Consider the following 26,939-nt stretch of genomic DNA (forward strand, 5'->3'; position numbering starts at 1 on the left):
CAGGGGTGGCGCTGCTATCCCGTGCGCCCCGCCGGGCTCCCTTCGTCGTGCCCGCCGGCCGCAAAGCGGCGGGGTGCGGCCGACGGACGAGACGGCATCATGCATTGCGGACTGGATTTCGGCACCTCGAACACCACGCTCGGGGTGGTCGAGAGCGGCTTGCCGCGCCTCGCTGCGCTTGAGGGCGATCACGTCACCCTGCCGAGTGCCGCCTTCTTCGGCCTCGCCGACGGCGTGCGCGCGAACGAGACCGGCCCCCGCATCGGCCGGGCGGCGATGGAGGCCTATCTCGAGGGCATCGACGGCCGCCTGATGCGGGCGCTGAAGTCCGTGCTTGGCACCGCCCTCATCGACGAGACCACCCAGGTCGGCCGCAACCGCGTCGGCTTCCGCGAGGTGATCGCCTCGTTCCTCGCCGAAACCCGGCGCCGGGCCGAGGCCGATTTCGACCGTCCTCTCGACCGCGTGGTGCTGGGGCGGCCGGTGCAGTTCGTCACCGACGACGCCGACGGCAACCGCCGTGCCGAGGCCGCGCTCGGCGACATCGCCCGTTCGGTCGGCTTCCGCGACATCGCCTTCCAGTTCGAACCGGTAGCGGCGGCGCTGGAATATGAACGCGCGCTTTCCGGCGAGGAACTCGCGCTCGTCGCCGATATCGGCGGCGGCACCTCCGACTTCACGCTGATCCGCCTCGGTCCGGGGAGGGCCGGGCGGGAGGACCGCGCGGCGGACGTGCTGGCGAACGAAGGCGTGCGCATCGGCGGCACCGATTTCGACCACAAGCTTTCCATGGCGGCGGTGATGCCGTTCCTCGGCTATCGCTCGCGCCTGAAGAAGGCCGGGCTCGACGTGCCGAGCTGGTATTATTTCGATCTCTCGACGTGGTCGCGGATCAACTTCCTCTACAGCTCCCACGTCCTGCGCGAACTCGTCGAGGTGCGCCGGCAGGCGATGCAGCCGGAACTGATCGACCGGCTGAGCCACGTCCTCACGGAACATGCCGGCCACGGGCTCCTGATGGTGGTGGAACACGCCAAGATCGCGCTGTCCGCCGCCACGACCGCGACCATCCCGCTCGGCCTGATCGAACGCGGGCTTGAAACCACCGTCGGGCGCGACGTGTTCGAGGAGGCGACCGAGGTGCTCGCGGAGGGCATCGCCTCGCGCATCCGCGACTGCCTCGCCGCCGCCGGCTGTTCGGCTGGCGACGTGGATGCGGTCTTCCTGACCGGCGGCTCCACCGGGCTGCCCCATGTGCGCCGGGCGATCCTGGCGGAACTGCCCGCGGCGCGCGCCGTCGACGGCGACCGCTTCGGCGCGGTCGGGCTCGGGCTCGCCATCGACGCGGCGCGGCGCTTCGGCTGACGGGCGGCCGAGTCGGAAAGCGGCGTCCGTCGCGCCGAACGGCAGGACAAAGCCCCGTTCGCGGACGGTTGAGCAGCCTCCTCCCGTTCGCGGCGCTTCGGTCCGGGTGCAATATGCTCAAGCTTTTGCTCTGGAGCGATTTCTTGTCGATCTGATGATTCCATCAGATCGGAAAGCGCTCTAGAGCATTCGCTTCGAGGCCGCGCCGACCGAAACGGCGAGGGGCCTGACGGAGACCGGAACCGCGATGCTCGACCTCACGCCCGCCACCCGCGTCGGCCTCATCGGCCTCGGCTATGTCGGCCTGCCGCTCGCCGTGGCGTTCGGCCGCCGCTATGAAACGGTCGGGTTCGACCGCGATGCGGCCCGGGTCGGCGAACTCGCGGCGGGTCGCGACCGCACGCTGGAGGTGGACGCGGCCACGCTCGCCGCCGCCGACAGGCTCGTTCTCACCGCCGATCCGGCCGATCTCGCCGGCTGCGACGTCTTCATCGTCACCGTGCCGACGCCGGTCGACCGCCACAAGCGGCCCGACCTGTCGTTCCTGATCGCGGCGAGCGAGACGGTCGGCCGCGTCATCCGGCCGGGTGCGGTGGTGGTGTTCGAATCGACCGTCTATCCCGGCGCCACCGAAGAGGACTGCGTGCCCGTGATCGAGCGCGTCTCGGGTCTCGTCTTCAACCGCGATTTCTTTGCCGGCTACAGTCCCGAGCGCATCAATCCCGGCGACCGCGCGCGCCGGCTGGAGACGGTGATCAAGGTCACCTCCGGCTCGACACCCGAGGCCGCGGCCTTCGTCGATGCGCTCTATGGCTCCGTGGTGCCGGCGGGCACCCACCGCGCGCCCTCGATCCGCGTCGCCGAGGCGGCCAAGGTGATCGAGAACACCCAGCGCGATCTCAACATCGCCCTCGTCAACGAACTCGCGATCATCTTCAGCCATCTCGGCATCGATACCGAGGACGTGCTGAAGGCGGCGGGCACGAAGTGGAACTTTCTGCCGTTCAGGCCGGGCCTCGTCGGCGGCCACTGCATCGGGGTCGATCCCTATTACCTGACCCACAAGGCGCAGTCGGTCGGCTATCATCCGGAGATCATCCTCGCCGGGCGGCGCATCAACGACGGCATGGGCGCCTATGTGGCGGGCGAACTCGTCAAGGCGATGCTGCGCCGGCGCATCCAGGTGGCGGGCGCGCGCATCCTGGTGTTGGGGCTGACGTTCAAGGAAAACTGCCCGGACCTGCGCAACAGCCGGGTGATCGACATCATCCGCGAACTCGAGGCCTTCGGCGCCGCCGTGGACGTTCACGATCCCTGGGCGGACCCGGCCGCGGCGGCCCACGAATATGGCGTGACGCCGATCGACGCGCCCGCGCCGGGCCATTACGACGCCGTGGTGGTCGCGGTCGCCCACGAGGCGTTCCGCGAGATGGGTTACGAGGGCATCGCCGCGCTCACGCGGCCCGACCGCGTGATCTTCGACGTGAAATATGTCGTCGGGCGCGGCCACGGCGACGTGATTCGGCTATAGCTGACCCCGATGTGCCGCGGCGGCGACAGGCCGCGCGGCGGACGAGTGCTGAGGTTCGAAGACGATCATGACGACCAGAGTTGAGGACCGGCCGGAGCAGTCCGTGGCGCCCGTCGGGGCCGATCTGCCGCCGCCGGACCGCGGGTCCGCGCCGGAGGCGCAATACATCCTGACGCTGTCCTGCGCCAACCGCCCGGGCATCGTGGCGGCGGTTTCGACCTATCTGTTCGAGAGCCGCTGCAACATCCTCGACGCCAACCAGTACGACGACCGCGAGACCGGCCGGTTCTTCATGCGGGTCGTGGTCAATCCAGTGGGCGAGGGCGTCGCGCTCGACGCGCTGAAGGAGGGCTTCGCCGCGCTCGCCGGGCGCTTCGCCATGGAATGGTCGCTGCGGTCGCGGTTCGAGCGGCGCCGGGTGCTGCTGCTCGCCTCGAAGTCCGACCACTGCCTCGCGGATCTCGTCTACCGCTGGCGCATCGGCGAGATCCCGATGGATATCGCCGGCATCGTCTCCAACCATTCGCGCGAGACCTATGCCCATCTCGATCTCGACGGCATCCCGTTCCACCACCTGCCGGTGACGCGGCAGACCAAGATGGAGCAGGAAGCCCGCATCTGGCAGATCGTGCAGGAGAGCCGGGCCGAACTCGTCGTGCTCGCGCGCTACATGCAGGTGCTGTCCGACGGCCTTGCCGCCAAGCTCGCCGGTCGCTGCATCAACATCCACCATTCCTTCCTGCCCGGCTTCAAGGGCGCCAAGCCCTATCACCAGGCCTTCGAGCGCGGCGTGAAGCTGATCGGCGCCACCGCGCACTACGTCACCTCGGACCTCGACGAAGGGCCGATCATCGAGCAGGACGTCGAGCGCGTGTCCCACCACGCGACGCCGGAGGACCTGGTGCGCAAGGGCCGCGACATCGAGCGCCGCGTGCTCGCCCGCGCCATCGCGTGGCATCTGGAAGACCGGGTGCTGATGAACGGCAAGCGGACCGTTGTGTTCGCGGACTGAAGCCCCGCAACAGGCACCCGCCTGTGGAAGACCGCGTTCTCCACAGGCGGGGCCTCTGCGAGCCCATCTCCTAACCCACTGGAATCGAACGAAAATCGCGATTTGTCGGCGAAGATCAGAAATCGCGCTTCGCCCTCTTGATTCCCAAACGGTCTGCGCATAAGTTCCGCCTCGTCTCCGCGGCGACGGTCTCCCAAAGCAGATCGGACGGGCAACGGCAGCAGGTCTCAGAAGGCTTGCGGACGTGGTGGAAAGCCAAGGAGACGGCCAGTGTGGGGCCATAGCTCAGTTGGGAGAGCGCTTGAATGGCATTCAAGAGGTCGTCGGTTCGATTCCGATTGGCTCCACCATTTCTTCCTCGATCTGGCCTGAACCGAAGCCGCCGAAAGGCGGCTTTGTCGTTTCTGGCGCCCCGCTCGTCTTACCGGGATGCATTACGGTCTCGGATCAGTTCGCGCGATGATCCCGCGCGATGATCCAAAGATCGGCCCAGGCGCCTCCCGGCGGCCGATCACGCAGCCGGGAGGCGGTCCCAGGACCAAAGGCGGCTCAGACGTTCAGAAGCAGATATTCCCGTTCCCAGCTCGAAATCACCCGGTTGTAGAGCTGCCATTCGAGGTTCTTGACCTCGACAAAGGCGTCGACGAAGCGGTCGCCGAGGATGCGGCGGATCTTGTCGGCCCGCGCGAACATCAGAAGCCCGTCGTGCAGGTGGCGCGGCAGCGAGAACGGCAGGGTGTGGGCGTCGATGGTCACCACCGGCTCGGGGCGGATGCCCTCCTCCAGCCCGAGCAGGCCGCAGGCGAGGGTGGCGGCGATGGCGAGATAGGGGTTGGAATCGGCGCCCACCACGCGGTTCTCGATCCGGCGGGCCTCCGGCCCCGAATCCGGCACGCGCAGCCCGCAGGTGCGGTTGTCGCGGCCCCAGTGAACGTTGATCGGCGCGTCCGACTCGAGGCGGATGCGCCGGTAGGAGTTCACGTTCGGGCAGAACAGCGGCATCGTCGTCGGCACGTGGCGCTGGAGCCCGGAGATATAGTGCAGCAGGGCGGGGGCGTCGGTGCCGTCGGCGTGGACGAAGATGTTCTTCCCATCGGTGCTGCTGACGATGGACTGGTGGATGTGCATGGCCGAGCCCGGCTCGTTGACGTGGGGCTGGGCCATGAAGGTGGCGAACATCTGGTGGCGCACCGCCGCCTGGCGAACGGTGCGCTTGAACAGGAACGCCTGGTCGGCGAGTTCCATCGGGTCGCCGTGGCGGAAGTTCATTTCAAGCTGCGCCGGCCCGGCCTCGTGGGCCATGGTGCCGATCTCGATGCGCGAGGCGGCGGCGAAGGCATAGATGTCCTCCACCACCGGATCGAACTCGTTGGCGGCCTCGATGCCGTAGGCCTGCCGGCCCGATTCCGGCCGGCCGGAGGAGCCCATCGGCGCCGTCAGCGGCAGGTCGTGATCGGTGGAGCGGGCGACCAGATAGAATTCGAGTTCGGGTGCGATGATCGGCTTCAGGCCGCGCTCCGCATAGGCGTCGATCACCGTCCTGAGCACGGAGCGGGGCGCGTAATCGACCGCGGTGCCGTCGTTGAAGACGCAGTCGCAGATCACCTGCGCCGTCGGGTCCTGATACCACGGCACGATGCGGATGGTGCCGACATCCGGCACGGTGCGGATGTCCTGGTCGATCTCGGCGGCGACCGCCGTGTGGGGCACGGTGTCGCCTGTCACGGCCTGGATCAGCACGTGTTCGGGCAGCCGCAGGCCGGATGAGGACAGGGCGCGGATGAAGTCCTCGCGCGGCACGATCTTGCCGCGCATCATGCCGTTCATGTCCGGGATGATGCACTCGACCTCGTCGATGCGGCGCGCACGCAGCCATTCCACGCATTCGGCGGCGGAACCGGGGACTTCGTCGTTCATGGGAAAACTCGCAAGCCAGCTGAAAGCCGCGCCGGCCGGCTGGCGCGGCGGCTCTCCGCCTGGCCGGCGCCCGTCACCGGCGCGTCGGTGTGGAGATTAAAGGATTCTCCCGCAGATGGAATCGCCTCCCGTGCGGCAATCTCGGCAGGCGGGGCGGGCGGACCGGCAGGCGCGGCCGCTGAAAAGAAAAACGCGGCCGCATGGGCCGCGTCTTCGTGAAGATCGCGCGGGCATCGCCCGGTCCGATCAGAAATCGCGCTCGATGTGGAGCAGTCCCACAAGCGCGTTGCCGGTCGAGCCGATAGTCGGCTGGATGTTCTTGTATTCGACTTCGACGCCAATCTGGAAATCAGCAACCGGCATGAAGACGTGCTCGACCTGAACGTCGATGTTCGAGAAGTCGTAGAACCGCCCGAGCTGGTTCACGTCGAGATAGGAGGCGTTGATGTTGGTCTGCCATTTCGGCGACCAGTTGTGGGTGAGGCCGCCGCTGACGGACCACGCGCGCGAGAGATCGAGCCGCTTCGTGCCGTTGGAATTGACGACGATGGCCGCATCCGCGCCGCTGCGGACGAGCGGTCCGCCGATGGGGTTGGTGGCGACATAGTTGAGCGCGCCGTAGCCGTAGGCGGCCTGGACGACGAGCGAATCGCCGTCGCCGAGGAACGGCAGGTTCACCGTGACGCCACCGGCGGTCGCCCAGCCCATCGCGCTCTTGTCGTAGCCGACGGCGTTGTTCTGGTAGGAGTTCACCTGGTGGCTGGCGATCGACCACTGGAACCCGCCCCAGCTCTGCGACAGGTTCACCTGCCCGACCAGATCCGGTGCGCGCACGCCGGCATAGCCGTTGGCGGTGCCGGCATCGAAGCCCGGACCGTTGATGATGCCCACCTGGCGCGAGGCGTTGTCTTCGACGGAGCCGGTCACCGAGAGGCCGCTGTTGCCGAAGCTGTAGGTGTAGGCCAGCATGTTGGTCTTGGTGTCCGACCACGCGGGCTCGTACAGCGAGGCGTAGGTCGTGCCGGTGAAGTAGTCGAACATCGACTGCGTCCGCCCGGCGGTGATCCCGTTCCACGTCATCACCGCGTGATAGAGCGTGAGCTGGGTCGGCTCCGGCCCCGGGCCGTTCGACTGCAGGCTCATGCGCAGCTCGGTGAAGGTGGTGATCATGCCTTCTTCGGTCGGCGTCGCGGTATGGAACTTGATGTCGCCGCGGGTGTAGCTCGAGACGCCGTTCTTGCTGGGGCTATACCAGCCGGGCTGGCCCGAGGCCTGATTGCTGCCGTAGACCCAGAATTCGTAATAGACGAGACCGTCGATGCGCATGCACGTATCGGTGCCGGGCACGAGGAAGTAACCCTTGCCCTGCGCGTCGCAGGCCCGCATGAAGGAAACCGGCTCGGCGGCCGGCGGTTCGTCCGGCAGGCCGGCGGCGATGGCCGTTCCGGCGGGCGGGCAGAGCATCGCCGCTGCGATCAGGATCGCCCCGGCACGATGGTTTCTTGTGACAGACGGAAATTCCATAGCGGCGCCGACGTGGCGCCGAACACGCGAACAGACCCCAGTGATCATCCCCAACCTGCCGAAAATCGTGCAGCCCCACGGTCACATTCTCAGAAGCACCGTGACGTGGCAATGAAGGCCTGTACATTCCCGGCGCCCGGAAGCGGAGCGGCCACGCTTGGGCATGTGGTGTGACAATCGTGCACCGGCGGCGGACGTTTCGGCGCGCCGTCCGCTCAGGCCCCGGTGCCGTCGTCGTGCGGGGGCGGGGCGGGCTTCCGGCGGCGGGCGAAAGCGGAGTCCGCCTCTCCCTCTCGGGAAGAGGGCAGCACCTTCGCGACCTCGCCGATGACGTCCGACACCCGCGGCCGGCGGGCTTCCAGGAACGGCAGCGGCCGGCAGACATCGATGGCGGCAAGCCCGATGCGGGCGGTCATCAGGCCGTTGACGATGCCTTCCCCGAGCCGGCTGGACAGCCGGGTGGCGAGGCTCTTGCCGATCACCTCGTGCAGAATGGAATCCCCCGCCGCGATGCCCCCGGTGACGGCGAGATGGCCGATGACGTGGCGGGCGAGTGCGATAAAGCCGACGAGGCCCGGACGGCCGCCATAGAGCCGGGCGAGCCGGGCGATCAGCCGGGCGGAGGAAACCAGCACGAACAGGATGTCGACGAAGGCCCGCGGTGACAGCGCGGTGACGACGGAGACGCGCTTGGCGGCGTCCGTCACCATGGTCCGGGCCATGGCGTCGAGCGGGCTCAGGATCTCGCGCTCTGCCAGCACCAGAAGGTCGCGGCCGTCGATCACCTCGTCGAGATGCCCCTTGAGCGCGGCGCGCCCGCGGGCGGTCTCCGGCCGCTCCGTCATCAGGCGGGTGAGGTCGGCGATCACGGCTTCCGCCGCCGGGCGGCTGTCGGTGGCGGCGGCGGCCTCCGCGTCGTGGCGAAGCCGGTCGATGCGGCCGAGGCGCAGGAGCGACACGACCTCGCGGCCGACGATCGCGGCCGTCGCCACCACCGCCACGGCGGCGAGACCGGCGGCGACCCAGCCGAGCCATTCGGCGCGGGCGAACAGGTCTTCGATCAGCCGGTCGATGGAAAGCCCGATGCCGAGCGAGACGAGGCCGCCGACGCCTGCCGCTAAAAGCCCGCCCCACGGGATGCCGCGGCGCCGGACCGGGGCGACGCCCGTCGCTGTGGCTTCCAACCCGGCTTGCGGCACGTCCTCCGGTTCCGGCTCCGGCTCGATGGCGGCCGGTCCGTTGCCCGATTCCACCCGGCCGGCCTCGTCGAGGCGGAAGGCCATCGGCCTGCGGCGGAGGACGGGGTCCTCAGGGCGCTCTGCGGTCGTCATGCGAGGCGATCTCCGATCAGGAACTGGAGCGCCCTGTCGAGGCGGATGTGAGGCAGCACCAGCCCGAGCCCGTCCGGCGTGCGTTCCAGGCGGGGCGGGCGGAAGCGGGCGAACCGCAGGTCGCCCGGCGGCGCGACGCTTGCGGGCGCCTCGAACACGGCGGCCGGGTCCGCCGGCAGGTCGCCGGGAAACAGCGCTATCTCGGTGTCGCCGTCATAGGTCTCGCCGTCGATCCGCTCGCCCGGCATCGGCGTGCCGATGATGGCGGGAAGCCGCTCGCCGCCCCGCCGCACCACCGCCTGCCGGGTGGCGCGCACCGCGGCAATGGCGGCGACATCCACCGTCGCCCCGGCGAAGGAGGCGCGGGCGGAGGCACCGGCGACGAGCCGGGCGAGGATCGCCTCCAGCCGGTCGTGATCGCGGTGGTGCAGGTGGTCGGCCTTGGTGGCGGCGAACAGGATGCGGTCCACCCGCCGGTCGATCAGGCTGCCGAGCCACGACAGCTTGCCCGGACGGAAGGCGGCCATCACCTCGCCCAGCACCCGTTCGAGTTCGTGGACCGCCGCCGGTCCACGGTCGAGCGCCGCCAGCGCGTCGACCAGCACGATCTGGCGGTCGAGGCGGGAGAAGTGATCGCGGAAGAACGGCCGCACGACGTGGGTGCGATAGGATTCATAACGCCGCGCCATCATCGCGGCGAGGCTTCCCCGGGCCGGCTCCCCGTCGAGGAACAGCGGCGCGAAGGTCACGAGCGGCGAGCCTTCCAGATCGCCGGGCATCAGGAAGCGGCCCGGCGGCTCGGCGGCGAGCGCTTCCGGGTCCGCGCGCCGGGCGCGCAGGTGCGCGGTGAAGAGTTCCGCGAGCCGGCGGGCTTCCGCCTCGTTCTCCGCGGCGGACGGCGGCAGTTCCTTCAGGGCGTCGAGGAAGCGCTGGCTCGCCTCGGCCAGCGGCTGCGCGGTGAGGCGGGAAACGGCGTCCCGCGACCACGCCGCATAGTCGCGGTCGAGCAGGGCGAGGTCGAGCAGCCACTCGCCGGGATAGTCGACGAGATCGAGGTGCAGCCGCCCCCGGCCGAAATTGCGGCCGAGGAACGTGGCCGATTCGTAGGAGAGCGTGAGGCGGAGTTCGGCGATCATGCGCGTCGACGCCGGCCACAGCCGCCGGTCGACGAGCGCATCGACATGGGCCTCGTAGTCGAAGCGCGGCACGGCGTCGTCAGGCTGGGGATCAAGCCGCACGCCGGAAAGCCGGCCGGAGGCCGCGGCCTGGAACAGCGGCAGACGGCCGCCATGCAGCAGGTTGTGGACGAGCGCGGTGATGAACACCGTCTTGCCCGCCCGCGACAGCCCGGTGATGCCGAGCCGGACCGAGGGCGTCGCGAGATCGCGCGCGCGGCCGGCGAGGGTCTCCATCGCGAGGCGGGCATCGCCGGTGAGGTTCGACAGGCTCAGGCTCGGGGTTCGCAACGGCGGGTCGCTCGCTGAAGGACGGACGTTCTGGCAGCCGGTCGTGCCGGCACGGCATGGGGCCTTCCGAATCGCGCGCGACGGCGCCCGAAGCCGGAGGAGGGCTGTCCTCCACATAGGTCCTGCACCGGCGCTTTGCCAGTTTCCGGGCCGCTGCGGGCGGCGGAATCGCCCGGCTGCCGCCACCGGAACGCCGCGATGCCGCCACGCCATCTTAACCGGGTGGCAAGCGGTTGCTGGCATTCTCACTCCATCGTCGACGGGCGAGTGTGCGTTCAGGCCGCCGCGATCTCGACATCTGTGATGCGCCGCGAGGTCGCGATGGTTCAACGGGATATGAGGGAGAGGGGCATGCAGGCCCGCGTCAACCGGCTGGAGCCCACGGCGATCGAGTCGAACTCGGCCGAATTCGCCGTCGTCGCGCTCCTGATCGCCGTCGCGACCGCCGTTTCCCTGATCAGCGTCGGCGGCCCCATCGCCGATCTCGTCGCCCAGCTTCTCGCCGGCGGCGCCGTCTGAACACCGCAGCCCGGCCGCCTCGCGCAGGCCGGTCTATCCTCCCGATTCCGGTCCGCGCGGATGTTCGCCGGCCAATGTCTTCCACAGCCTCGGCGTTCCGGCTTGAGAGCCCCTTGCGCGTCCGGTGGAAGCCCGTTATAGGACTGCCTCGCCGGCTCCGCACCGGCGCGGCTTCGGCCAGAGGGCGGTTAGCTCAGCGGGAGAGCGTTGCCTTGACACGGCAAAGGTCACAGGTTCAATCCCTGTACCGCCCACCATTTTTGGTTGACTCCAATCGATATTGATATTTTTATTTGTAGCTGTGCCCCATTTGATTTCGGCATGGTGGCGTTAGGCGTGTTTTGCCTAGTTTACTCTCTGTCTTTGCATGCAGGCTTCAATGTGAAGTCGAGATAGAGTCAAATTTCTTCTAATCCAATCGCGCCGCATCGGCTGTCGATCGTATTAGTGGCGAGCTTTTCTCTCGTCGCTCTGTACTCGCCATGCGTGAATGATTGTTCGGCATCAACGCGGGGGCGTTTATGTTTGACGTTATTATCAGCGCAAGTGCGACTGTCGCAGTCGGTGTGCTGGCGTATTTTCAGTGGCTCATATCTCATCGCGCTTACAAGAAGCAGCGTGACAACGAGATGGTAAGATGGGCATCTGACGCGATGAAATCGATGTCGACTACTCGGTTACTTGTAAATAAATACAAAAATAAGCCGTATCCCGAAAATTTCCATAATCTTGTTGACGGAAACATTATTGAATTAAGTGCTCTAATAGAGAGAGGGCGGCTATTTTTCTCAAATACTGACGTTGGGCCCGAAGGATATCGTCCAAAAATACTGGATGAGATCGTTAAATACCATCATATTGCAATATATCTTTCTGCGGGGTTGCCATATGATGACCGTTTGATTGAGCATCTTGAGCATTCCAGAAAGAATTTTACACGTTATGTTCAACGTGAATTGGGGGAATCTATTAAGAGGAGCGCTCCTAAAGATGCAGGCTATAGTATACCGAAAAATCCGATGGATTGGCGTAGTTATTCTTCCTAGTCACATACGTCATCTTGCAATCATCATTTGTTAATTTCATTTCGACAGCCGCCGGATGTTCGCCCGGACCTTGCGGCGGTAGCCGTTGACGACCTTGCCGTGCGAGGCGCCGGTCGCGATCTGCGTCATCGCTTCGCCAGCCGCGGCGACCTTTTCCGTCACCATGCGCTGCGCCTCGCGATTCGCCTTGGGGCCGCCGGCGGCGAACAACGCCATCCGTTTGGCGATCACCATCTGCGCCTCGAAGCCGAGCATTGCCATGCTCATTCCGGCACTCCACCACGACGGCAGGGATGTCTTCTTCACGGGGGTGTTCTCCACTTTGACAGGCGAGGCCGATCATGCGGCCCCGCCGCTGCGCGATCAGCGCAGGATTGGGGACCGCGCGGGCCACATTCACGGTTGAGCATGTCCTTGCCGTTCAGATCGGTTCGATCCGGGCGGAATAGGCATTAGCGGTTCAGCACCAGGATCGCCGCGTTGAGAATGGCCGCAAAGCTGACCCAGGCGAGATAGGGCGCGAGCAGCCAGTTCGCCAGCGGATCGATGGTGCGCCCCGTGCGCATCGCGGCCACCAGCGCGCCGATCAGCACGAGGATGAGCACCAGCGCCGCAGCCGGATTGTGGCCGGCGAAGAAGGCGAACGACCAAGACACGTTCGCCAGCAATTGCAGCCCGTGCAGCGTCATCGCCTGCGGCTTCAGCGGGTGCGGCGGCGCGCGCATGAGCCGCCAGAGCGCGACCGCGATCATGGCGTAGAGCACCGTCCAGACCGGCCCGAACACCCAGTTCGGCGGATTGAACCACGGCTTCTGCAACCCGGCATACCAGGTCGGAATCTCCGGCATGGTCACCGCCGCGCCGAGCGCGGCGATGGCGAAGCACATCACGAGGCAACCGCCGAGCACGGCGAAATCGGCCGGGCTGCCGTGGCGCCAGGGCCGTTGTTCGTCGAACCGAGAAGAAAACATCACACCGCTCCCACGAGAACACAGGCAAGGGGTAACGCCCGGCGGGGAGGAACGATCCGTCGCCGGGGTCTCGCCCGGACGGCCGCAGCAGTGGTGTCAGCCGATCCGCTCGATCACGATGGCACCGGCTTCCGGTGCGATGTCCGCTAGCGCATAGGCCGCGCGGATATCGGCCGCGACCGCATCCGCATCGGCCTCGCTGGCGGCGTGGATCAGGCACAGCGGCCGGTCGGCGCCGACGCTGGCGCCGCGCCCGGCAATGCCGGTCAGCCCGACGGCCGGATCGATGGTGTCGGTCGGCCGCCGCCGGCCGCCGCCGAGCGCGATCACGGCGAGGCCGAGGGCGCGCATGTCGATGGCGGAGACGACGCCGGCCCGCTCCGGCATGACGGCGCGCACCACCGGCGCGCGGGCGAGGTGGGCATCCGGCCGGTCCAGAAGATCGGCCGGCCCGCCGAGCGCCGCGACCATGCGGGCGAAGCGTTCCGCGGCCGCGCCCGAGGCGAGCGCCCGGTCGACCTTGTCACCGGCTTCGGCGAGATCGGCGGCGAGCCCGCCCATCACCAGCATCTCGGCGGAGAGCGCCCGCGTCACCGCCATCAGCCTCGTTTCCGCCTTCCGGCCCGCGAGCACATCGATCACGAGGCGCACCTCCAAGGCGTTGCCGGCGGCGGTGGCGAGCACGTCACCCATGTCGGTCACGAGCGCCCGCGTCGGCAGGCCCGCCCGGACCGCGACGGCGACCAGGCTTTCCGCCAGCGCGCGCGCCTCGTCGAGGGTCGCCATGAACGCGCCGGAGCCGGTCTTGACGTCGAGCACCAGCGATTGCAGCCCCGCCGCGAGCTTCTTCGACAGGATCGACGGCGTGATGAGGTCCAGCGTCTCCACCGTCGCCGTCACGTCGCGGATGGCATAGAAGCGCCGGTCCGCCGGGGCGAGGTCGTCGGTCTGGCCGATGATCGCGGTGCCGACGTCGCGCACCACCCGGCGGAAGGTGGCGAGATCGGGCGTCGCGCGATAGCCGGGAACGGCGTTGAACTTGTCGAGGGTGCCGCCGGTGTGGCCGAGGCCGCGGCCGGAGATCATCGGTACATAGCCGCCGCACGCGGCGACGATCGGCCCGAGCAGCAGCGAGACGGTGTCGCCGACGCCGCCGGTGGAGTGCTTGTCGAGCGCGGGTCCGGGCAGATCCGACCAGTCGAGCACCGTACCCGAATCGCGCATCGCCAGCGTCAGCGCCGCGCGCTCGTCGATGTCGAGGCCGCGGAAGAAGATCGCCATGGCAAGCGCCGCGATCTGCCCCTCGGACACCGCGCCGGAGGTGATGCCGGCCACGAAGGCGGCGATGTCGCGCCCCGTCAGCCGCTCGCCCTGGCGCTTGGCGCGGATCACTTCCTGGGGCAGGAACGGGCGGGCCGGTTCGGCGGATGACGTCACGATGGCAATCCTCGGCACGACAGCACGAGCCGGCGCGGGGCGCCGACGTTTTGACGGGACAAAGCCGGCGCGGGGCGCCGGCGGTTGCGCTGAGAGTGCCTGCTTTTATCGCAAGGTAAAGCCCCCGCGGCGTCAGGCCGGCCAATCCTCCAGCGCGGCCTTCACCAGCGCCGTGAGGCGCTCCGCGGCCTTGCCGGCGACGTCCTTCGTCTCCTGGTGCGAGGGGCCGGTCGCCACCATGCCGGCGGCATAGTTGGTGATGGTGGAAAGCGCGGCGACCTTCAGGCCCATGAAGCGGGCGAGGATCGCCTCCGGCACCGTCGACATGCCGACCGCATCCGCGCCGAGCGTGCGGGCCATGCGGATTTCCGCCGGTGTCTCGAACGCGGGGCCGGAGAACCACATGTAGACGCCTTCCGACACCGGCTGCTGTAGTCGCTCCGCCGCCGCGGCGATGGTCTGCCGGAGCGCGGGGTCGTAGGCGTCGACCAGGTTGACGAACCGCGCGTCGGATGGCTCACCGATCAGCGGGTTGATGCCGGAAAACGCGATGTGGTCGCTGATCGACATCAGCGAGCCCGGCCCGACGTCTTCACGCGTCGAGCCGGCCGCATTGGTCAAGAGCAGGCTGGTACAGCCGAGGGCGGCGGCCGTGGCGATCGGCACCCGCATCGCCCGCGGGTCGCCGTGCTCGTAGAAATGGGCGCGTCCGGCGAACACGATCACCCGCCGCCCGGAAAGCCGGCCGGCGACGAGCGCCCCGGCGTGACCGGACACGCCCGAACCCGGAAAGCCCGGCAGGTCGCCATAGGGCACACGGACCGCCTCTTCCACCGCATCCGCGAGCTGGCCGAGGCCGGATCCGAGCACGATGGCCACCTCATAGGGGCCAGGGCGCTGCCACGACACCACGCGCGCCGCCGCCTCCGCGAGGCCGCGCCAGTCGTGCGCGGACCCGGCGGACGGCGCGGCGGCGGAAGGCTGTTCGGTCATGTTCGTTTCCATGATTGTGGCGGATCGGCGGGGGCGTCATGCGGCCTGCGGCCGACGGCACGCTCGGGGCGCCGGAACAATGCGGAGCACCGGGCCGCGGTTTCGGTCCGCTGCCGCTCAGTCGGCGAGGACGAAGCCGTGGGGCAGCAGGTCGCCCACCGTGAAGCTGGCGCGAACACCGCCGGGATCGGCGATATGAACCGGCACGTCGCGGCCGGCGAACTCGGCGAGCCGCTGCCGGCAGCCGCCGCACGGCGTCGTCAGCCCCGGCCCGTCGCCGATGACGAGCACTGCGCGCACGGTGCGTTCGCCCGAGGCCACCATCTTGCCGAGGGCGGTGGTCTCCGCACACCAGCCCTCCGGATAGCTGGCGATCTCGACATTGCAGCCGGCATGGATGGTGCCGGCGTCCGTCAGGATCGCGGCGCCGACGTGGAACTTCGAATAGGGTGCGTGGGCGTTGGCGCGCACGGCGCGGGCCGCCTCGAACAGCCGGTCGATCTCGTCGGTCATGACCGCTCCTTCACATAGGGCACGCCGCCGGCCTTGGGCGGGGTCGCGCGGCGGATGAAGCCGGCGAGCAGGAACACGGTGAGCGCATAGGGCAGCGCCTGGAACACCTGCACCGGCATCACGCCGATGCCCGGCACCGGCGTGCCCTGCAGGCGGATCGACAGGGCGTCGAGGAAGCCGAACAGCAGGCAGGCCCACATCACGCCGACAGGGCGCCAGTTGGCGAAGATCAGCGCGGCGAGCGCGATATAGCCCTTGCCGGCGGTCATGTCCTTCAGGAAGCCGGCGGACTGGCCGACCGCGAGATAGGTGCCGGCGATGCCGCACAGGATGCCGGCGCACAGCACGGCGCGGTAGCGCGCGAACGCGACGGAGATGCCGGCGGTATCGACCGCCGCCGGGTTCTCGCCGACCGCCCTCAGCCGCAGCCCGAACCGGGTGCGAAACAGCACCCACCACGTCAGCGGCACGGCGGCGAACGCGACGTAGGTGAGGATGTTGTTGCCGGAAATCAGGGTCTGGTAGACGGGCCCGATCACCGGAATCTGGCCGATGGTCTGGGCGAACGGCAGTTCGATCGGCAGGAAGCGGGCGGAGCCCGCGAGCGTCGGCGTGCGCCCGCCCTGGCCGAACCAGTTCTCGCCGAGGATCGCCGTCAGCCCGAGGGCGAGGAAGTTGATGGCGACGCCGGAAACGATCTGGTTGCCGCGGTGGGTGATGCAGACGAAGCCGTGGATCAGCGCGAACGCCATCGAGGCGAGAATGCCGGCGGCGAGCCCGCTCCATGCCGAGCCCGTCAGCGCCGCGACGCAGCCGGCGGCGAAGGCCGCCACCAGCATCTTGCCGTCGAGGCCGATGTCGAACACGCCCGAGCGTTCCGAATAGAGACCGGCGAGGCCGGCGAGAATCAGCGGCACCGACAGGCGGACGGTGGAGCCGAGGACCTGAACGATGGATAGGAAGGCGTCTTCCATGGTGCGGCCTCCCTCACGCCGAGGCGCCGGGCGCCGCCGTGGGGCGGGCCACCTTGGGGCGCGGGGCGAATATGCGGGCGAGCGCCGGACGGAACATGTGTTCGAGGCCGCCGGCGAACAGGATGACGAGGCCCTGGATCACCACGATCATGTCGCGGGTGATGCCCGGGGTCTCGAACGCAAGCTCGGCGCCGCCCTGGTAGAGGATGCCGAACAGGAGCGCGGCGAGCACGATGCCGACGGGATGGCCGCGCCCCATCAGCGCCACCGCGATGCCGACGAAGCCGTAGCCGGAGGTGAAGCCGATGATCAGCCGGTTGGAGGCGCCCATCACCTCGTTGATCGACATCAGCCCGGCCAGCGCACCGGAAATCAGCATGGCGACGAGGGTGATCTTGACCGGCGAGATGCCCGCATAGCCGGCGGCGGTGGGGTTGAGGCCGAAGGTGCGGATCTCGTAGCCGAGCCGGGTGCGCCAGATCAGCACCCAGACGCCGACCACCGCGAGGGCGGCCACCACCGTGGCGAGGTTGAGCGGCGACTGGCCGAAATCGATCAGGTCGGGATTGAACCAGTCGCGGGCGAGCGGCAGCTGCGCGGCATCGCCGAACGAGCGCGTCTCGGGCTGCATCGAGCCGTAGGACAGCACGTCCACCAGAAGATAGACGAGCAGCGCCGAGGCGATGAAATTGAACATGATGGTGGTGATGACGACGTGGCTGCCGCGCTTGGCCTGCAGCCAGGCGGGAATGAAGGCCCAGCCGGCGCCGAACGCCGCCGCCGCCACCAGCGCGATCGGCAGCAGCGCCCACCAGGGCAGCATGCCGCCGAGCGGCAGGCACACCAGCGCGACGCCGAGGCCGCCGAGGGTCGCCTGCCCCTCGCCGCCGATATTGAACAGGCCGGCGTGGAACGCGACCGCGACCGCGAGGCCCGTCAGCACGAAATCGGTGGCGTAGAACAGCGTGAAGCCGAAGCCCTCGCCGTAGCCGAGCGCGCCGTAGACCAGCGTCCGCACCGCATCGATCGGGTTCTCGCCGATCAGCAGCACCACAACGCCGGAAACCAGGAACGCCGCGGCGAGGTTGACGAGCGGCAGCAGGCCGTAATCGACCCAGCGCGGCAATTGTCCGACCGGCGTGCTCATGACGCTTCCCTCGATGCTTCCCGCCCCGGCGTTCCGGCCGGGCGGGCGCGATGGCCGCCGGAGTTCTGGACCGTGGTTCGCGGGATCACTCTGCCGCCTCGCTGTTCACCCCGGCCATGAGCAGGCCGAGTTCCTGTTCGTCGGCCTCCGGGCCGCGCTCGCCGGTGATCCGCCCGCCGCACATCACGATGACGCGGTCCGACAGCGCGCGGATCTCGTCGAGTTCGACCGAGACGAGCAGGATGCCCTTGCCGGCGTCGCGCAGCGCGACGAGGCGCCGGTGGATGAACTCGATGGCGCCGATATCGACGCCCCGGGTCGGCTGGCCGACGATCAGCACCACCGGATCGTGTTCGATCTCGCGGGCGAGCACGATCTTCTGCTGGTTGCCGCCGGAAAAGTTCGCGGTGCGCAGGCGCACGTCCGGCGGGCGGATGTCGTATTCCGCCACCGCCGTGCGGGCGTGGGTGCGCACCCGCTCGGGATCGAGGAACGGCCCGCGCCCGAGCGCGGGATCGCGGTGATAGCCGAGGATGGCGTTCTCGCTTTCCTCGAAGGCGTTGACGAGGCCCATGCGGTGGCGGTCCTCCGGCACGTGGCCGAGGCCGAGGGCGCGCAGCCGCGCGGGATCGGCGCGCGTGCGCGCATCGAGTTCCCGGCCGTCGAGCGCGATCTCGCCGGAGGCGGCGGGCCGCAACCCGGCGATCGCCTCGAGAAGTTCCGACTGCCCGTTGCCGGCGACGCCGGCGATGCCGACGATCTCGCCCGCGCGCACGGTGAGCGACACGCCATCGACGCGGACGAGGCCGCGCGAATCCGTGACGGTCAGGTCGCGGACGTCGAGCACGGTGCGGCCCGGCTTCGCGGGGGTCTTGTCGACCTTGAGGAGCACCCGGCGGCCGACCATCAGCTCGGCAAGCTCTTCGACCGTCGTCTCGGCGGTCCGCCGGGTGGCGACGATCTCGCCCCGCCGCATCACCGAGACCGCATCCGTGGCCGCCATGATCTCCCGCAGCTTGTGGGTGATCAGGATGATCGTCTTGCCCTCGTTCTTGAGGACGTGGAGGATGCGGAACAGGTGGTCCGCCTCTGCCGGCGTGAGAACGCCGGTCGGCTCGTCCAGAATGAGGATGTCGGCGCCGCGATAGAGCGCCTTCAGGATTTCGATGCGCTGCTGGATGCCGACGGCGAGCGTGCCGACCACCGCGTCCGGATCGACGCTGAGTTCGTAGTCGTCGGCGAGCCGTTTCAGCTCCCTGCGCGCCTTGGAGATGCCCTGGTTGAGCATCGCGCCGCCTTCGGCGCCGAGGATGACGTTTTCCAGCACGGTGAAGGGATCGACCAGCATGAAATGCTGGTGGACCATGCCGATGCCCGCCGCGATGGCCGCGCGGGAATCGGCGATGGCGGCTTCCTGGCCGTTGATAAGGATCTGGCCGGAATCCGCCTGGTAGAAGCCGTAGAGGATCGACATCAGGGTCGACTTGCCGGCGCCGTTTTCGCCGACGATGCCGTGGATCGTGCCCTTCTCGACCCGAAGGTGGATGTCCCTGTTGGCGTGGACGGCGCCGAAGCGCTTGTCGATGCCCACAAGTTCGATGGCGGGGGGGACATGGTCCGCCCCCGCCGGTGCCGGGGTGCCGCCCGCGTTCATGTCTGCGTCCACCACACGGTGTTCGGCTCTTCCTCGGGCATCTGCCGCGGGGAACTCAGGATCAGCGCCCAGAACGTGCCGTAGCGCGACGGCGATGAGGCGGCGGCGATGCCCATTTCCGTGAGGCCCTTGCGGAGCAGGTTTTCGTTGTGCTTCGGCGAATGCACCCAGCCGTCGAAGGCGGCCTTGAGCGTCGGATAGCCGGCGCCGAGATTTTCCGCCGAGACGCCCCAGTCGTAGCCGACCCGCTCGAGGCGGCGGGGCAGGGTGCCCTGGCCGGCGATGTCGTGGCTCATGCGGCCGATCTCCGCCATGGCGAGCGCCTGGGCGCGGGCGGCCTCGGTCAGGCGGCCGTCCTGGGTCAGGCCGTTGAGGCCGTGCTGGACGCGGTAGACCGAGACGAGCCGCACCGCCTCGCCGGAATTGATCTCGACGAGCTTGGCCGGATAGTGCGCGTCCGGCGCCGTCGAGACGCAGCCCGACAGGACGGCACCACCGGCGACGGCGAGGAAACCGCGCCGCGTCGGCGACGTGACGCCGGCGAGCCCGGGCAATGCGGGGGAAGCGAGGGGGAGACCGGCCGCGCGGGCGCGCGGCCGGAAGCGCTGCGGGCTCATTGCACCGGGCAGGACTGGTCGACCATGTAGTCGTGGACCTTGATCTTGCCGGAGATGATGTCGGCGCGGGCCTGGTCGGCGGCGGCCTTCATCTCGGGCGTGATCAGCTTGGCGTTGTATTCGTCGAGCGCCCAGCCCACGCCGTCGTCGGACAGGCCGAGAACGATGACGCCGCTGGTGAACTTGCCGTCCTTGGCATCGGCGAAGGTCTTGTACACGGCATTGTCGACGCGCTTCAGCATCGAGGTCAGCACGCTGCCCGGATGCAGGTAGTTCTGGTCGCTGTCGACGCCGATGCCGAGCTTGCCCGCGTCCGCCGCGGCCTGCAGCACGCCGAGTCCGGTGCCGCCAGCGGCGTGGTAGACGACGTCGGCGCCGCGGTCGAACTGCGACTTGGCGAGCTCGCCGCCCTTCACCGGATCGTTCCAGGCATCGCCGGTGGTGCCGGTCATGTTCTGGAACACCTCGGCGTTCGGATTGACCGCCTTCACGCCCTGCACGTAGCCGCAGGCGAACTTGCGGATCAGCGGGATGTCCATGCCGCCGACGAAACCGAGCTTGCCGGTCTTCGAGGCCATGGCGCCGAGCAGGCCGACGAGATAGGAGCCTTCCTCTTCCTTGAACACCACCGAGCGCACGTTCGGCAGGTCGACGGTGCCGTCGATGATGGCGAACTGCAGGTCGGGGAATTCCTTGGCGACCTTCTCCATCGCCTGGGCCTGGCTGAAGCTCACGCCGATGATCGGCGAATAGCCGCGCCGCGCGAAGTTGCGCAGCGCCTGCTCGCGCTGGGATTCGTTCTGCAGCTCGAAGTCGCGATATTCGATGCCGGTGTCCTTCTTGAACCGCTCGGCGCCGTTGAGCGCGGATTCATTGAAGGATTTGTCGAACTTGCCGCCGAGATCGAAGATGATGGCGGGCTTGAACTCGGGCGCCGAAGCGGCGACGGCGCTGAAGGCCGACGCGGCAAGCGCCGCAAGGCCGAGGCCGGCAAGCTTGAGGCCGGCCAAACCGTTCTTCGTCCTGAACATGATCCCTCCGGTCGCGCCCCGGAGCCCACGCTCGCAGCCGGCGCTGAAAGTTGCCGCTGGCGAGGAGGGGTGCCGTCTCCCCATCGCAGAGAGCCCGTCCCGCTTCTTCGCCGGAACCCCGCCGGTGCCGCTGCGACCGCCGGGTGCGGTCGGAAGGCACGGGCCTCGGTGGCTCCGGTGTGGAGATTGGCATGAGCACGCATTGTTTGCATGCCCTTTCTCTCGGCACTCACAGCCTCGAAAACGGCCGGTGGAAAGAATGGCGTGCCTCGCTGTCGCGGCGGGCGAAAGCGCCGGGCATCACACCGCCGTCGGCAGCACCCGGTCGGGCGGGCGGTGCCCGTCCATGAAGTTGCGGATGTTGACGATGACCTTCTCGCCCATGTCGATGCGGCCTTCGAGGGTGGCCGATCCCATGTGCGGCAGCAGCACCACCTTGCCGGCGTCGGCGAGCTTGCGCAGCTTCGGGTTGATCGCCGGCTCGTGCTCGAAGACGTCGAGCCCCGCGCCCGCGATGGCGCCGCTCTCGATCAGCTTGATCAGCGTCGCCTCGTCGACGATCTCGCCGCGCGCGGTGTTCACGAGATAGGCGCCGGCGCGCATCAGCTTCAGCCGCCGGGCGGAGAGAAGATGATAGGTCGCCGGGGTGCGCGGGCAGTGCACCGACACCACGTCCATCCGCGCCAGCATCTGGTCGAGGCTTTCCCAGTAGGTCGCCTCCAGCCCGTCTTCAACGGTCGCCGAGAGCCGGCGGCGGTTGTGATAGTGGATCGACATGCCGAACGCCTTGGCGCGGCGGGCGACCGCCTGTCCGATCCGCCCCATGCCGATGATGCCGAGGCGCTTTCCGGCGATGCGGTTTCCGAGCATCCAGGTCGGCGACCAGCCCGGCCAGGAGCCGCTGGCGGCGACCTTCGCCCCTTCCACCAGCCGGCGCGGCACGGCCAGCATCAGCGCCATCGTCATGTCGGCGGTGTCTTCGGTCAGGACGCCGAGGGTGTTGGTGACGGTGATGTTGCGCGCGCTCGCCGCCTCGACGTCGATATGGTCGACGCCGGTGCCGAAATTGGCGATCAGGCGCAGGTCCGGCCCCGCCTGGGCGATCACGGCGGCATCGATCCGGTCGGTGATGGTCGGCACCAGCACATCCGCGGTCTGCAGCGCGGCGACGAGGTCGGCCTGGCTCATCGGCCGGTCGTCCTCGTTGAGGCGCGCGTCGAACAGTTCGCGCATCCGCGTCTCGACCACGTCCGGCAGCTTGCGCGTCACGATTACGAGCGGTTTCTTCTTGCCCATCGCTTCGTCCCGTTCCGCCGGCTGCGTGGACCGGCCCTGCCGCCTGTCCGCCCTTTCCCGGTCCTGGCGAGAGACCGGCGACGGGCGGAACATTCAAAGGATATTAACCGTCCGGCGCGCAAGTTCGAACGTGCAAGTTTCGAGCTTGCACGTTCGATACGGGATCGAAGCCGATCCGCTCCCCGTGTCCGGTCGGAAGCCGGCGCCCTCTGTAGCCCACGAGGGTGCGGCAGCACAATGTCCGGTCAGGGCGGGGCGGGCGATGCCGCCGGTCCCAGTCGCGTTGCCCGGATTTCTCTGGCCCTGAATTCTCTTGCGCCGCCGCTTTGCCGCGGCCCGTCCTGTCTCGGATCCCGACGATGAAGAATGTCCGCCTTCTCCCCGCTTCCTTCCGCCGAACGGCGCTCCGGCTCGCGGCCGGAATGCTCGCCGCGGCGATGGCGGGCTCGGCGGCGCTTCCCCTGGCCGAGGCCGCCAGCACCACCACCGGTCAGCCACTGCCGCGCTTCGTCAGCCTCAAGGCGGCGCGCGTCAATGTGCGCGCCGGTCCGAGCAACGACCACGCCGTGAAATGGATCTTCGTGCGCTCCGGGCTGCCGGTGGAGATCGTCCAGGAGTTCGAGAACTGGCGCCGCATCCGCGATTCGAGCGGTGGCGAGGGCTGGGTCTACTGGAGCCTTCTCACCGGCAAGCGCACCGCGCTCGTGGCGCCGTGGGGCAGCGGCAAGCCGGTGGCGCTGCATTCCGCCGAGGACGAGACCGCTCGCGTCACCGCGACGCTTGAGCCGAACGTCGTGGTGAACGTCGAATCCTGCGACGGCAAGTGGTGCGAGGTCTACGGCAAGGGCTTCAAGGGCTACGCCCCGCAGGCCGAGCTGTGGGGCGTTTACCCGGACGAAGTGGTGAAATAGGCCGCCCGTCCGGTGCCGCCTGACGCATAGCCGTGCCGATCGGATGTCTCCATCAGATCGGAAAGCGCTCCAAGTACTTCAAGCTTTTGAATCTGGAGCGATTTCTTATCGATTTGATGAATCCATCAGATCGGAAAGCGCTCTAGGTGTCGCGGCCGACGCGCAGCATGTAGACCACGAATAGGCCGCAGGCCGCCGCGGCGAACAGGGGCAGGCCGTGGGGCACGAGGTCCATGGCGAGCCCGGCGAGCGTCGGCCCGACGAGCGCGCCCGCGCCCCAGACCAGCCCCATCACGGCATAGATGCCGACGAGGTCGGAACCCTTGAACCGGCTGCCCACCACCGTCAGCATGATGGTGTAGATGCCGACGAACAGCCCGCCCCACAGGAACAGCACGGTGTTGGCGAGCCAGGCGGTGTGAAGCACGAACGGCCACAACAGCGAGCCGAGGCCGGCAAGCACCGCGAGCGACAGCACCAGCTTCATGCGGTCGACCTTGTCGCCGAGCCAGCCGATCGGAAGCTGGAGCACGATCGCGCCGAACATCAGCGCCGACAGCAGCGTGGTCGCCTCCGCCTCCACCCAGCCGTGGGTCATGGCATAGAGCGGCAGCAGCGACATGCCGGCGGTCTCCAGCGCGGCATTGAGCACCGTCGTGCCGATCGCGACCGGCGCGAGGCGGATGAAGCGCAGCGGATTGCTGACCGTGGGCTCCTCGAAATGCGGCGCCGTCACCTTGCGTGACGCGATCAGCGGCACGGCGGCGAGCGTCAGCACCGCGCCGATCAGGAAGGGCAGCGCGCCGGCCGAGCCGGTGACGGTGAGGATCAGGGGCCCCAGCGCGAAGCCGAGCGACATCGAGGCGGTGTAGATCGCCATGGAGCGCGCGCGGCTGCGCTCGTCGGCAAGGGTGTTGATCCAGGTTTCCGAGAGCACGAACAGCACCTCGGTCGCCCCGCCGAGGATGAGGCGCAGCGGAAACCACAGCCACACGGACGGCATCGCCGGAAACAGCGCGAGCATCGCGGCCGCGACCACGAGAGCGGTGATGACGAGGCGGCGCGGGCCGGTGCGGGCGACGATGCGCGGCAGCAGCGGCGCGACGATCAGCACGCCCACCGCATGCATCGCCGCGTTCAGCCCGATCATCGTCTCGCCGAAACCGGCTTCCGAAAGATCGATGGCGATCAGCGGCGCGCTCAGTGAATAGGTCAGCCCGAACAGGGTGGCCGTGGCGATCACGGCGCCCATGGAGAGCATCCGGTTCGCCACGGGCGCGGCGGGGGCGTGGCTGTCGGGCGTGCTGGCCGTCATGCGGTGTCCTCGGCGGAGGGAAGGCCTGCGAAGGCGCGGCGCGACGCGCGCACGGCCTCGCGGTGATTGTGGCGGGCTTCGCGATAGCGACGCACGGAATCGGAGACGCGGTCGAACCAGTGCAGTTGCAGGGGCTCGACCACGCGCCGGAGCGCGCGGGCATAGTCCTGGGCGAGGCCGGGCGTCCAGGTCATCGCCTCCGCCTGTCCCCGCAGCACGGCCGCGAGCCACATGTCCGGGTTCACCAGCAGCAGCAGGAAGTTCGGCCACACCCAGCGCCGCGCGCCGACGGTGCCTTCCAGCGCCGCCTCGAGCGCGGTGATGACGGTGACGGAACAGTTGCGGTTGGTGAGGTTGTAGGTGTCGTCCCGGGAATAGACCTGCCAGAACGCCCTGAGATTTTCCGCGTTGTAGCGGCGGAACTTGATGTGGATGTCGGCCGGGCACCAGTTGGCCGATTCAATGGCGTAGGAGGGCTGGAAGCGGCCCTTGACGTCGTTCTCGTGCCCCGCGCGCAGGATCGAGGTGAACTCGCTCGGCGAGTGGTCGATCTCCTCGGCCGGATAGTGGCTGATATAGAGGTCGGGCGGCAGCTCCAGCGCGGCGTGACCGGTCGAGATCACGCCCTGGGAATCGACCGCGGCAATGTAGCGGTCCACCACCGGCCGGTGCACGGGATTGTCGGCGGAGCCGAGCGGCGTCCAGACGTGGACGACGAGCGGCTTCGGATGGGGCGACTTGTAGTGATGGTGGTGATGATGGCCGCCGGTGCGGCGCTCCACCGGTTCCGGCGGCGGCAGTTCGCTCACCGGGTGGGCGACGGACCACTGGCGGCGGCCGAAGATCGGCAGCGTCGTCACCGAGCGGTTGGGATCGATCCGCCGCAGCCGCAGCGCGATGTTGAACACCGTCCATCCGGACAGGATCAGGGCGATGGCGATGACGAAGGGAACGGCCTTGCGGTAGGGATAGGGCCACTGGGCGATCAGCATGGCGCCGAACATCGCTTCCAGCGCCGCGCCGGCGATCACCGTGCGCCACCGGGGGTGGCGCACCACATAGGCGGTGACCGCGCGCGTGGCGCCGTCGATGATGAAGGCGACGCCGAACAGCACCGCATGGGCGATGTGGCCGCGCGGCGGCAGCGCGACGATCATGAAGCCGAGCACGATCAGAGCCGCCGCCTTCATCAGGAAGAAGCCGGAGCTGTTGGAGCGCGCCGCCAGCATCGCGAACAGCGCCGCCGCGCCCTCGACGACGAGCAGGTAGCCGAAGGTATGGGTGGCAACGGTGGTCACGCCGTCGGCGGCGTCGGCGATGATGAGGAAGCCGAGGATCATCCAGCACTGGCCGATGATCGCGAGAACCGGCCACTTCGACCGTAACGCCCGCGCCCCGACAAGAAGAACCGCTAGCCTGATCATCCTCTCGGCGCCTCGGTGATCGATGCAGGGAAGCGTTCTTTTCGATCAAGATCGTGAAGGAAGCAACGGTGATCGCGCGCTGCCGCCCGTGGGTGACGCCGGGTCGGGTTTGGACGGACCTCGTACAACGCGGGAGGGTGATGATCGCGCTGATACTGACAGGCTGCACGGCGCAGGCAAGTCTCGCGTGTGCGGATGTCTGGAGGGTCCGGTAAAGAAGTCTGGCTGGCCCGACAAGCGGAATCCGGAGCCGGATTTCTCTTCCTCGGGACTGCGGCGGCACCGGAAAAGAGGGCCTGACCGCACCCGCGCCCGTCCCGGACGAGACGGACGATGGTGTGCGGCTCGTCCACGAAAAAAGCCGGCCCTGGGGCCGGCTTGGTCGGTTCGTCGTTCCTGCGGCCGTCAGCGGCGGGGGCGGACCCGCACCACGACATCGACGCGCACGATTTCCATGTCCTCGGGCGGCGGCGGCAGGCAATCGATCACGAGGCCGTCACCGGGGATGTCGATCACCGCGTTGTCGGTCTCGATGAAGAAATGGTGATGGTCGCTGGTGTTGGTGTCGAAATAGGTCTTCGTGCCGTCCACCGCTACTTCGCGCAGCAGCCCGGCCTCGGTGAACTGATGCAGCGTGTTGTAGACGGTGGCGAGCGACACCGGCACGCGGGCCGTCAGCGCTTCCTCGTGCAGCTGCTCCGCCGAGACGTGGCGGTTGCCCTTGCCGTAGAGGATCTCGGCGAGCGCGAGGCGCTGGCGCGTCGGCCGAAGCCCGGCCTCGCGCAGCAGCGAGCGGATGTTGCCGCGGCCATGATGGTGGTGACCTTCGCCGGCGTGGTGAGTCCCGGCATGGTGAAGCGGCGCATGGTGACCATGTCCATGGTGCTCCGTCACGATGACGGACGAGATCCGAGAGGCCACCATCTAATCCAGGTCTCCATTCCT

At 68.4% G+C, this 26,939-nt stretch carries 24 protein-coding genes and 2 tRNA genes; 8 read left to right on the forward strand and 18 right to left on the reverse strand.

Features of this window, described 5'->3' with window-relative positions:
• Nucleotides 1-96: 96 nt before the first annotated feature.
• From BUF17_RS13780 to BUF17_RS13795, 4 genes are all read left to right on the forward strand, one after another.
• Entirely contained in the window at nt 97-1,365 is a 1,269-nt protein-coding gene (locus BUF17_RS13780; protein WP_139282547.1) for an Hsp70 family protein, read from the forward strand.
• A gap of 247 nt (nt 1,366-1,612) precedes the next feature.
• On the forward strand, nt 1,613-2,896 hold the full coding sequence (locus BUF17_RS13785) for a nucleotide sugar dehydrogenase (RefSeq protein ID WP_073629628.1): 1,284 nt from the start codon (nt 1,613-1,615) through the stop codon (nt 2,894-2,896).
• Nucleotides 2,897-2,963: 67 nt separating this feature from the next.
• Complete coding sequence (gene purU / locus BUF17_RS13790) at nt 2,964-3,908, forward strand: formyltetrahydrofolate deformylase (RefSeq protein WP_084564659.1); 945 nt, start codon at nt 2,964-2,966, stop codon at nt 3,906-3,908.
• A 274-nt stretch (nt 3,909-4,182) separates the two neighbouring features.
• Nucleotides 4,183-4,258, forward strand: a tRNA-Ala gene (locus BUF17_RS13795).
• A 199-nt stretch (nt 4,259-4,457) separates the two neighbouring features.
• Here BUF17_RS13795 and BUF17_RS13800 read toward each other — a convergent pair.
• From BUF17_RS13800 to BUF17_RS13815, 4 genes are all read right to left on the reverse strand, one after another.
• Nucleotides 4,458-5,825 carry a glutamine synthetase family protein gene (locus BUF17_RS13800; RefSeq protein WP_073629630.1) on the reverse strand — a complete coding sequence of 456 codons (1,368 nt, stop codon included), beginning with the start codon at nt 5,823-5,825 and terminating at the stop codon, nt 4,458-4,460.
• 246 nt (nt 5,826-6,071) lie between these two features.
• Nucleotides 6,072-7,349, reverse strand: a complete 1,278-nt coding sequence (locus BUF17_RS13805; RefSeq protein ID WP_175563703.1) for a porin — start codon at nt 7,347-7,349, stop codon at nt 6,072-6,074.
• Nucleotides 7,350-7,564: 215 nt separating this feature from the next.
• Nucleotides 7,565-8,680, reverse strand: a complete 1,116-nt coding sequence (locus BUF17_RS13810; protein ID WP_073629634.1) for a YcjF family protein — start codon at nt 8,678-8,680, stop codon at nt 7,565-7,567.
• Nucleotides 8,677-10,092, reverse strand: coding sequence for a YcjX family GTP-binding protein (locus BUF17_RS13815; RefSeq protein WP_073630049.1), 1,416 nt, complete (start codon nt 10,090-10,092; stop codon nt 8,677-8,679). The genes BUF17_RS13810 and BUF17_RS13815 overlap by 4 nt, the downstream gene beginning before the upstream one ends.
• Nucleotides 10,093-10,497: 405 nt before the next feature.
• On the opposite strand from BUF17_RS13815, the gene BUF17_RS22960 reads away from it, so the two are divergent.
• The 3 genes from BUF17_RS22960 to BUF17_RS22605 all read left to right on the forward strand — a co-directional run bounded on the left by BUF17_RS22960 (nt 10,498) and on the right by BUF17_RS22605 (nt 11,711).
• A complete protein-coding gene (locus tag BUF17_RS22960) occupies nt 10,498-10,665 on the forward strand; it encodes a hypothetical protein (RefSeq protein WP_175563704.1) in 168 nt (55 codons plus the stop codon).
• Between the two features lie 182 nt (nt 10,666-10,847).
• A tRNA-Val gene (locus tag BUF17_RS13820) sits at nt 10,848-10,922 on the forward strand.
• A gap of 237 nt (nt 10,923-11,159) precedes the next feature.
• Entirely contained in the window at nt 11,160-11,711 is a 552-nt protein-coding gene (locus BUF17_RS22605) for a hypothetical protein (protein WP_139282531.1), read from the forward strand.
• Between the two features lie 36 nt (nt 11,712-11,747).
• Here the strand turns inward: BUF17_RS22605 and BUF17_RS13825 are convergent, their stop codons facing one another.
• The 11 genes from BUF17_RS13825 to BUF17_RS13875 form a co-directional block, all read right to left on the reverse strand.
• Nucleotides 11,748-11,978, reverse strand: coding sequence for a hypothetical protein (locus BUF17_RS13825; RefSeq protein ID WP_073629636.1), 231 nt, complete (start codon nt 11,976-11,978; stop codon nt 11,748-11,750).
• Between the two features lie 185 nt (nt 11,979-12,163).
• Complete coding sequence (locus tag BUF17_RS13830; RefSeq protein WP_139282532.1) at nt 12,164-12,682, reverse strand: TspO/MBR family protein; 519 nt, start codon at nt 12,680-12,682, stop codon at nt 12,164-12,166.
• Between the two features lie 96 nt (nt 12,683-12,778).
• A complete protein-coding gene (gene deoA / locus BUF17_RS13835) occupies nt 12,779-14,119 on the reverse strand; it encodes a thymidine phosphorylase (RefSeq protein WP_244530885.1) in 1,341 nt (446 codons plus the stop codon).
• A gap of 132 nt (nt 14,120-14,251) precedes the next feature.
• Nucleotides 14,252-15,112 (reverse strand): purine-nucleoside phosphorylase, encoded by an 861-nt coding sequence (locus tag BUF17_RS13840; protein WP_084564665.1) that lies wholly within the window; start codon nt 15,110-15,112, stop codon nt 14,252-14,254.
• A 117-nt stretch (nt 15,113-15,229) separates the two neighbouring features.
• Entirely contained in the window at nt 15,230-15,625 is a 396-nt protein-coding gene (cdd, locus tag BUF17_RS13845; RefSeq protein WP_073629638.1) for a cytidine deaminase, read from the reverse strand.
• Nucleotides 15,622-16,599 (reverse strand): ABC transporter permease, encoded by a 978-nt coding sequence (locus BUF17_RS13850; protein ID WP_073629640.1) that lies wholly within the window; start codon nt 16,597-16,599, stop codon nt 15,622-15,624. Before BUF17_RS13850 ends, cdd begins: the two co-directional genes overlap by 4 nt.
• Nucleotides 16,600-16,612: 13 nt before the next feature.
• Complete coding sequence (locus BUF17_RS13855) at nt 16,613-17,746, reverse strand: ABC transporter permease (protein WP_073629642.1); 1,134 nt, start codon at nt 17,744-17,746, stop codon at nt 16,613-16,615.
• A gap of 85 nt (nt 17,747-17,831) precedes the next feature.
• On the reverse strand, nt 17,832-19,400 hold the full coding sequence (locus BUF17_RS13860) for an ABC transporter ATP-binding protein (protein ID WP_073629644.1): 1,569 nt from the start codon (nt 19,398-19,400) through the stop codon (nt 17,832-17,834).
• The gene (locus BUF17_RS13865; RefSeq protein WP_084564667.1) at nt 19,397-20,017 is read right to left on the reverse strand and encodes a CAP domain-containing protein; all 621 of its coding nucleotides are present in this window, start codon (nt 20,015-20,017) and stop codon (nt 19,397-19,399) included. Before BUF17_RS13865 ends, BUF17_RS13860 begins: the two co-directional genes overlap by 4 nt.
• The gene (locus BUF17_RS13870; protein WP_073629646.1) at nt 20,014-21,048 is read right to left on the reverse strand and encodes a BMP family lipoprotein; all 1,035 of its coding nucleotides are present in this window, start codon (nt 21,046-21,048) and stop codon (nt 20,014-20,016) included. Before BUF17_RS13870 ends, BUF17_RS13865 begins: the two co-directional genes overlap by 4 nt.
• Nucleotides 21,049-21,348: 300 nt before the next feature.
• Nucleotides 21,349-22,344, reverse strand: a complete 996-nt coding sequence (locus BUF17_RS13875; RefSeq protein ID WP_073629648.1) for a 2-hydroxyacid dehydrogenase — start codon at nt 22,342-22,344, stop codon at nt 21,349-21,351.
• Nucleotides 22,345-22,703: 359 nt separating this feature from the next.
• Between BUF17_RS13875 and BUF17_RS13880 the strand changes: the two genes are divergently transcribed.
• On the forward strand, nt 22,704-23,255 hold the full coding sequence (locus BUF17_RS13880) for an SH3 domain-containing protein (RefSeq protein WP_139282533.1): 552 nt from the start codon (nt 22,704-22,706) through the stop codon (nt 23,253-23,255).
• A 142-nt stretch (nt 23,256-23,397) separates the two neighbouring features.
• Here BUF17_RS13880 and BUF17_RS13885 read toward each other — a convergent pair whose 3' ends face one another.
• From BUF17_RS13885 to irrA, 3 genes are all read right to left on the reverse strand, one after another.
• Entirely contained in the window at nt 23,398-24,570 is a 1,173-nt protein-coding gene (locus BUF17_RS13885; protein ID WP_073629650.1) for an MFS transporter, read from the reverse strand.
• On the reverse strand, nt 24,567-25,994 hold the full coding sequence (locus BUF17_RS13890; RefSeq protein ID WP_073629652.1) for an HdeD family acid-resistance protein: 1,428 nt from the start codon (nt 25,992-25,994) through the stop codon (nt 24,567-24,569). Before BUF17_RS13890 ends, BUF17_RS13885 begins: the two co-directional genes overlap by 4 nt.
• Before the next feature lie 405 nt (nt 25,995-26,399).
• A complete protein-coding gene (gene irrA / locus BUF17_RS13895) occupies nt 26,400-26,918 on the reverse strand; it encodes an iron response transcriptional regulator IrrA (RefSeq protein WP_084564669.1) in 519 nt (172 codons plus the stop codon).
• Nucleotides 26,919-26,939: the final 21 nt, after the last annotated feature.

This window comes from Pseudoxanthobacter soli DSM 19599, assembly GCF_900148505.1.
Lineage (GTDB): Bacteria > Pseudomonadota > Alphaproteobacteria > Rhizobiales > Segnochrobactraceae > Pseudoxanthobacter > Pseudoxanthobacter soli.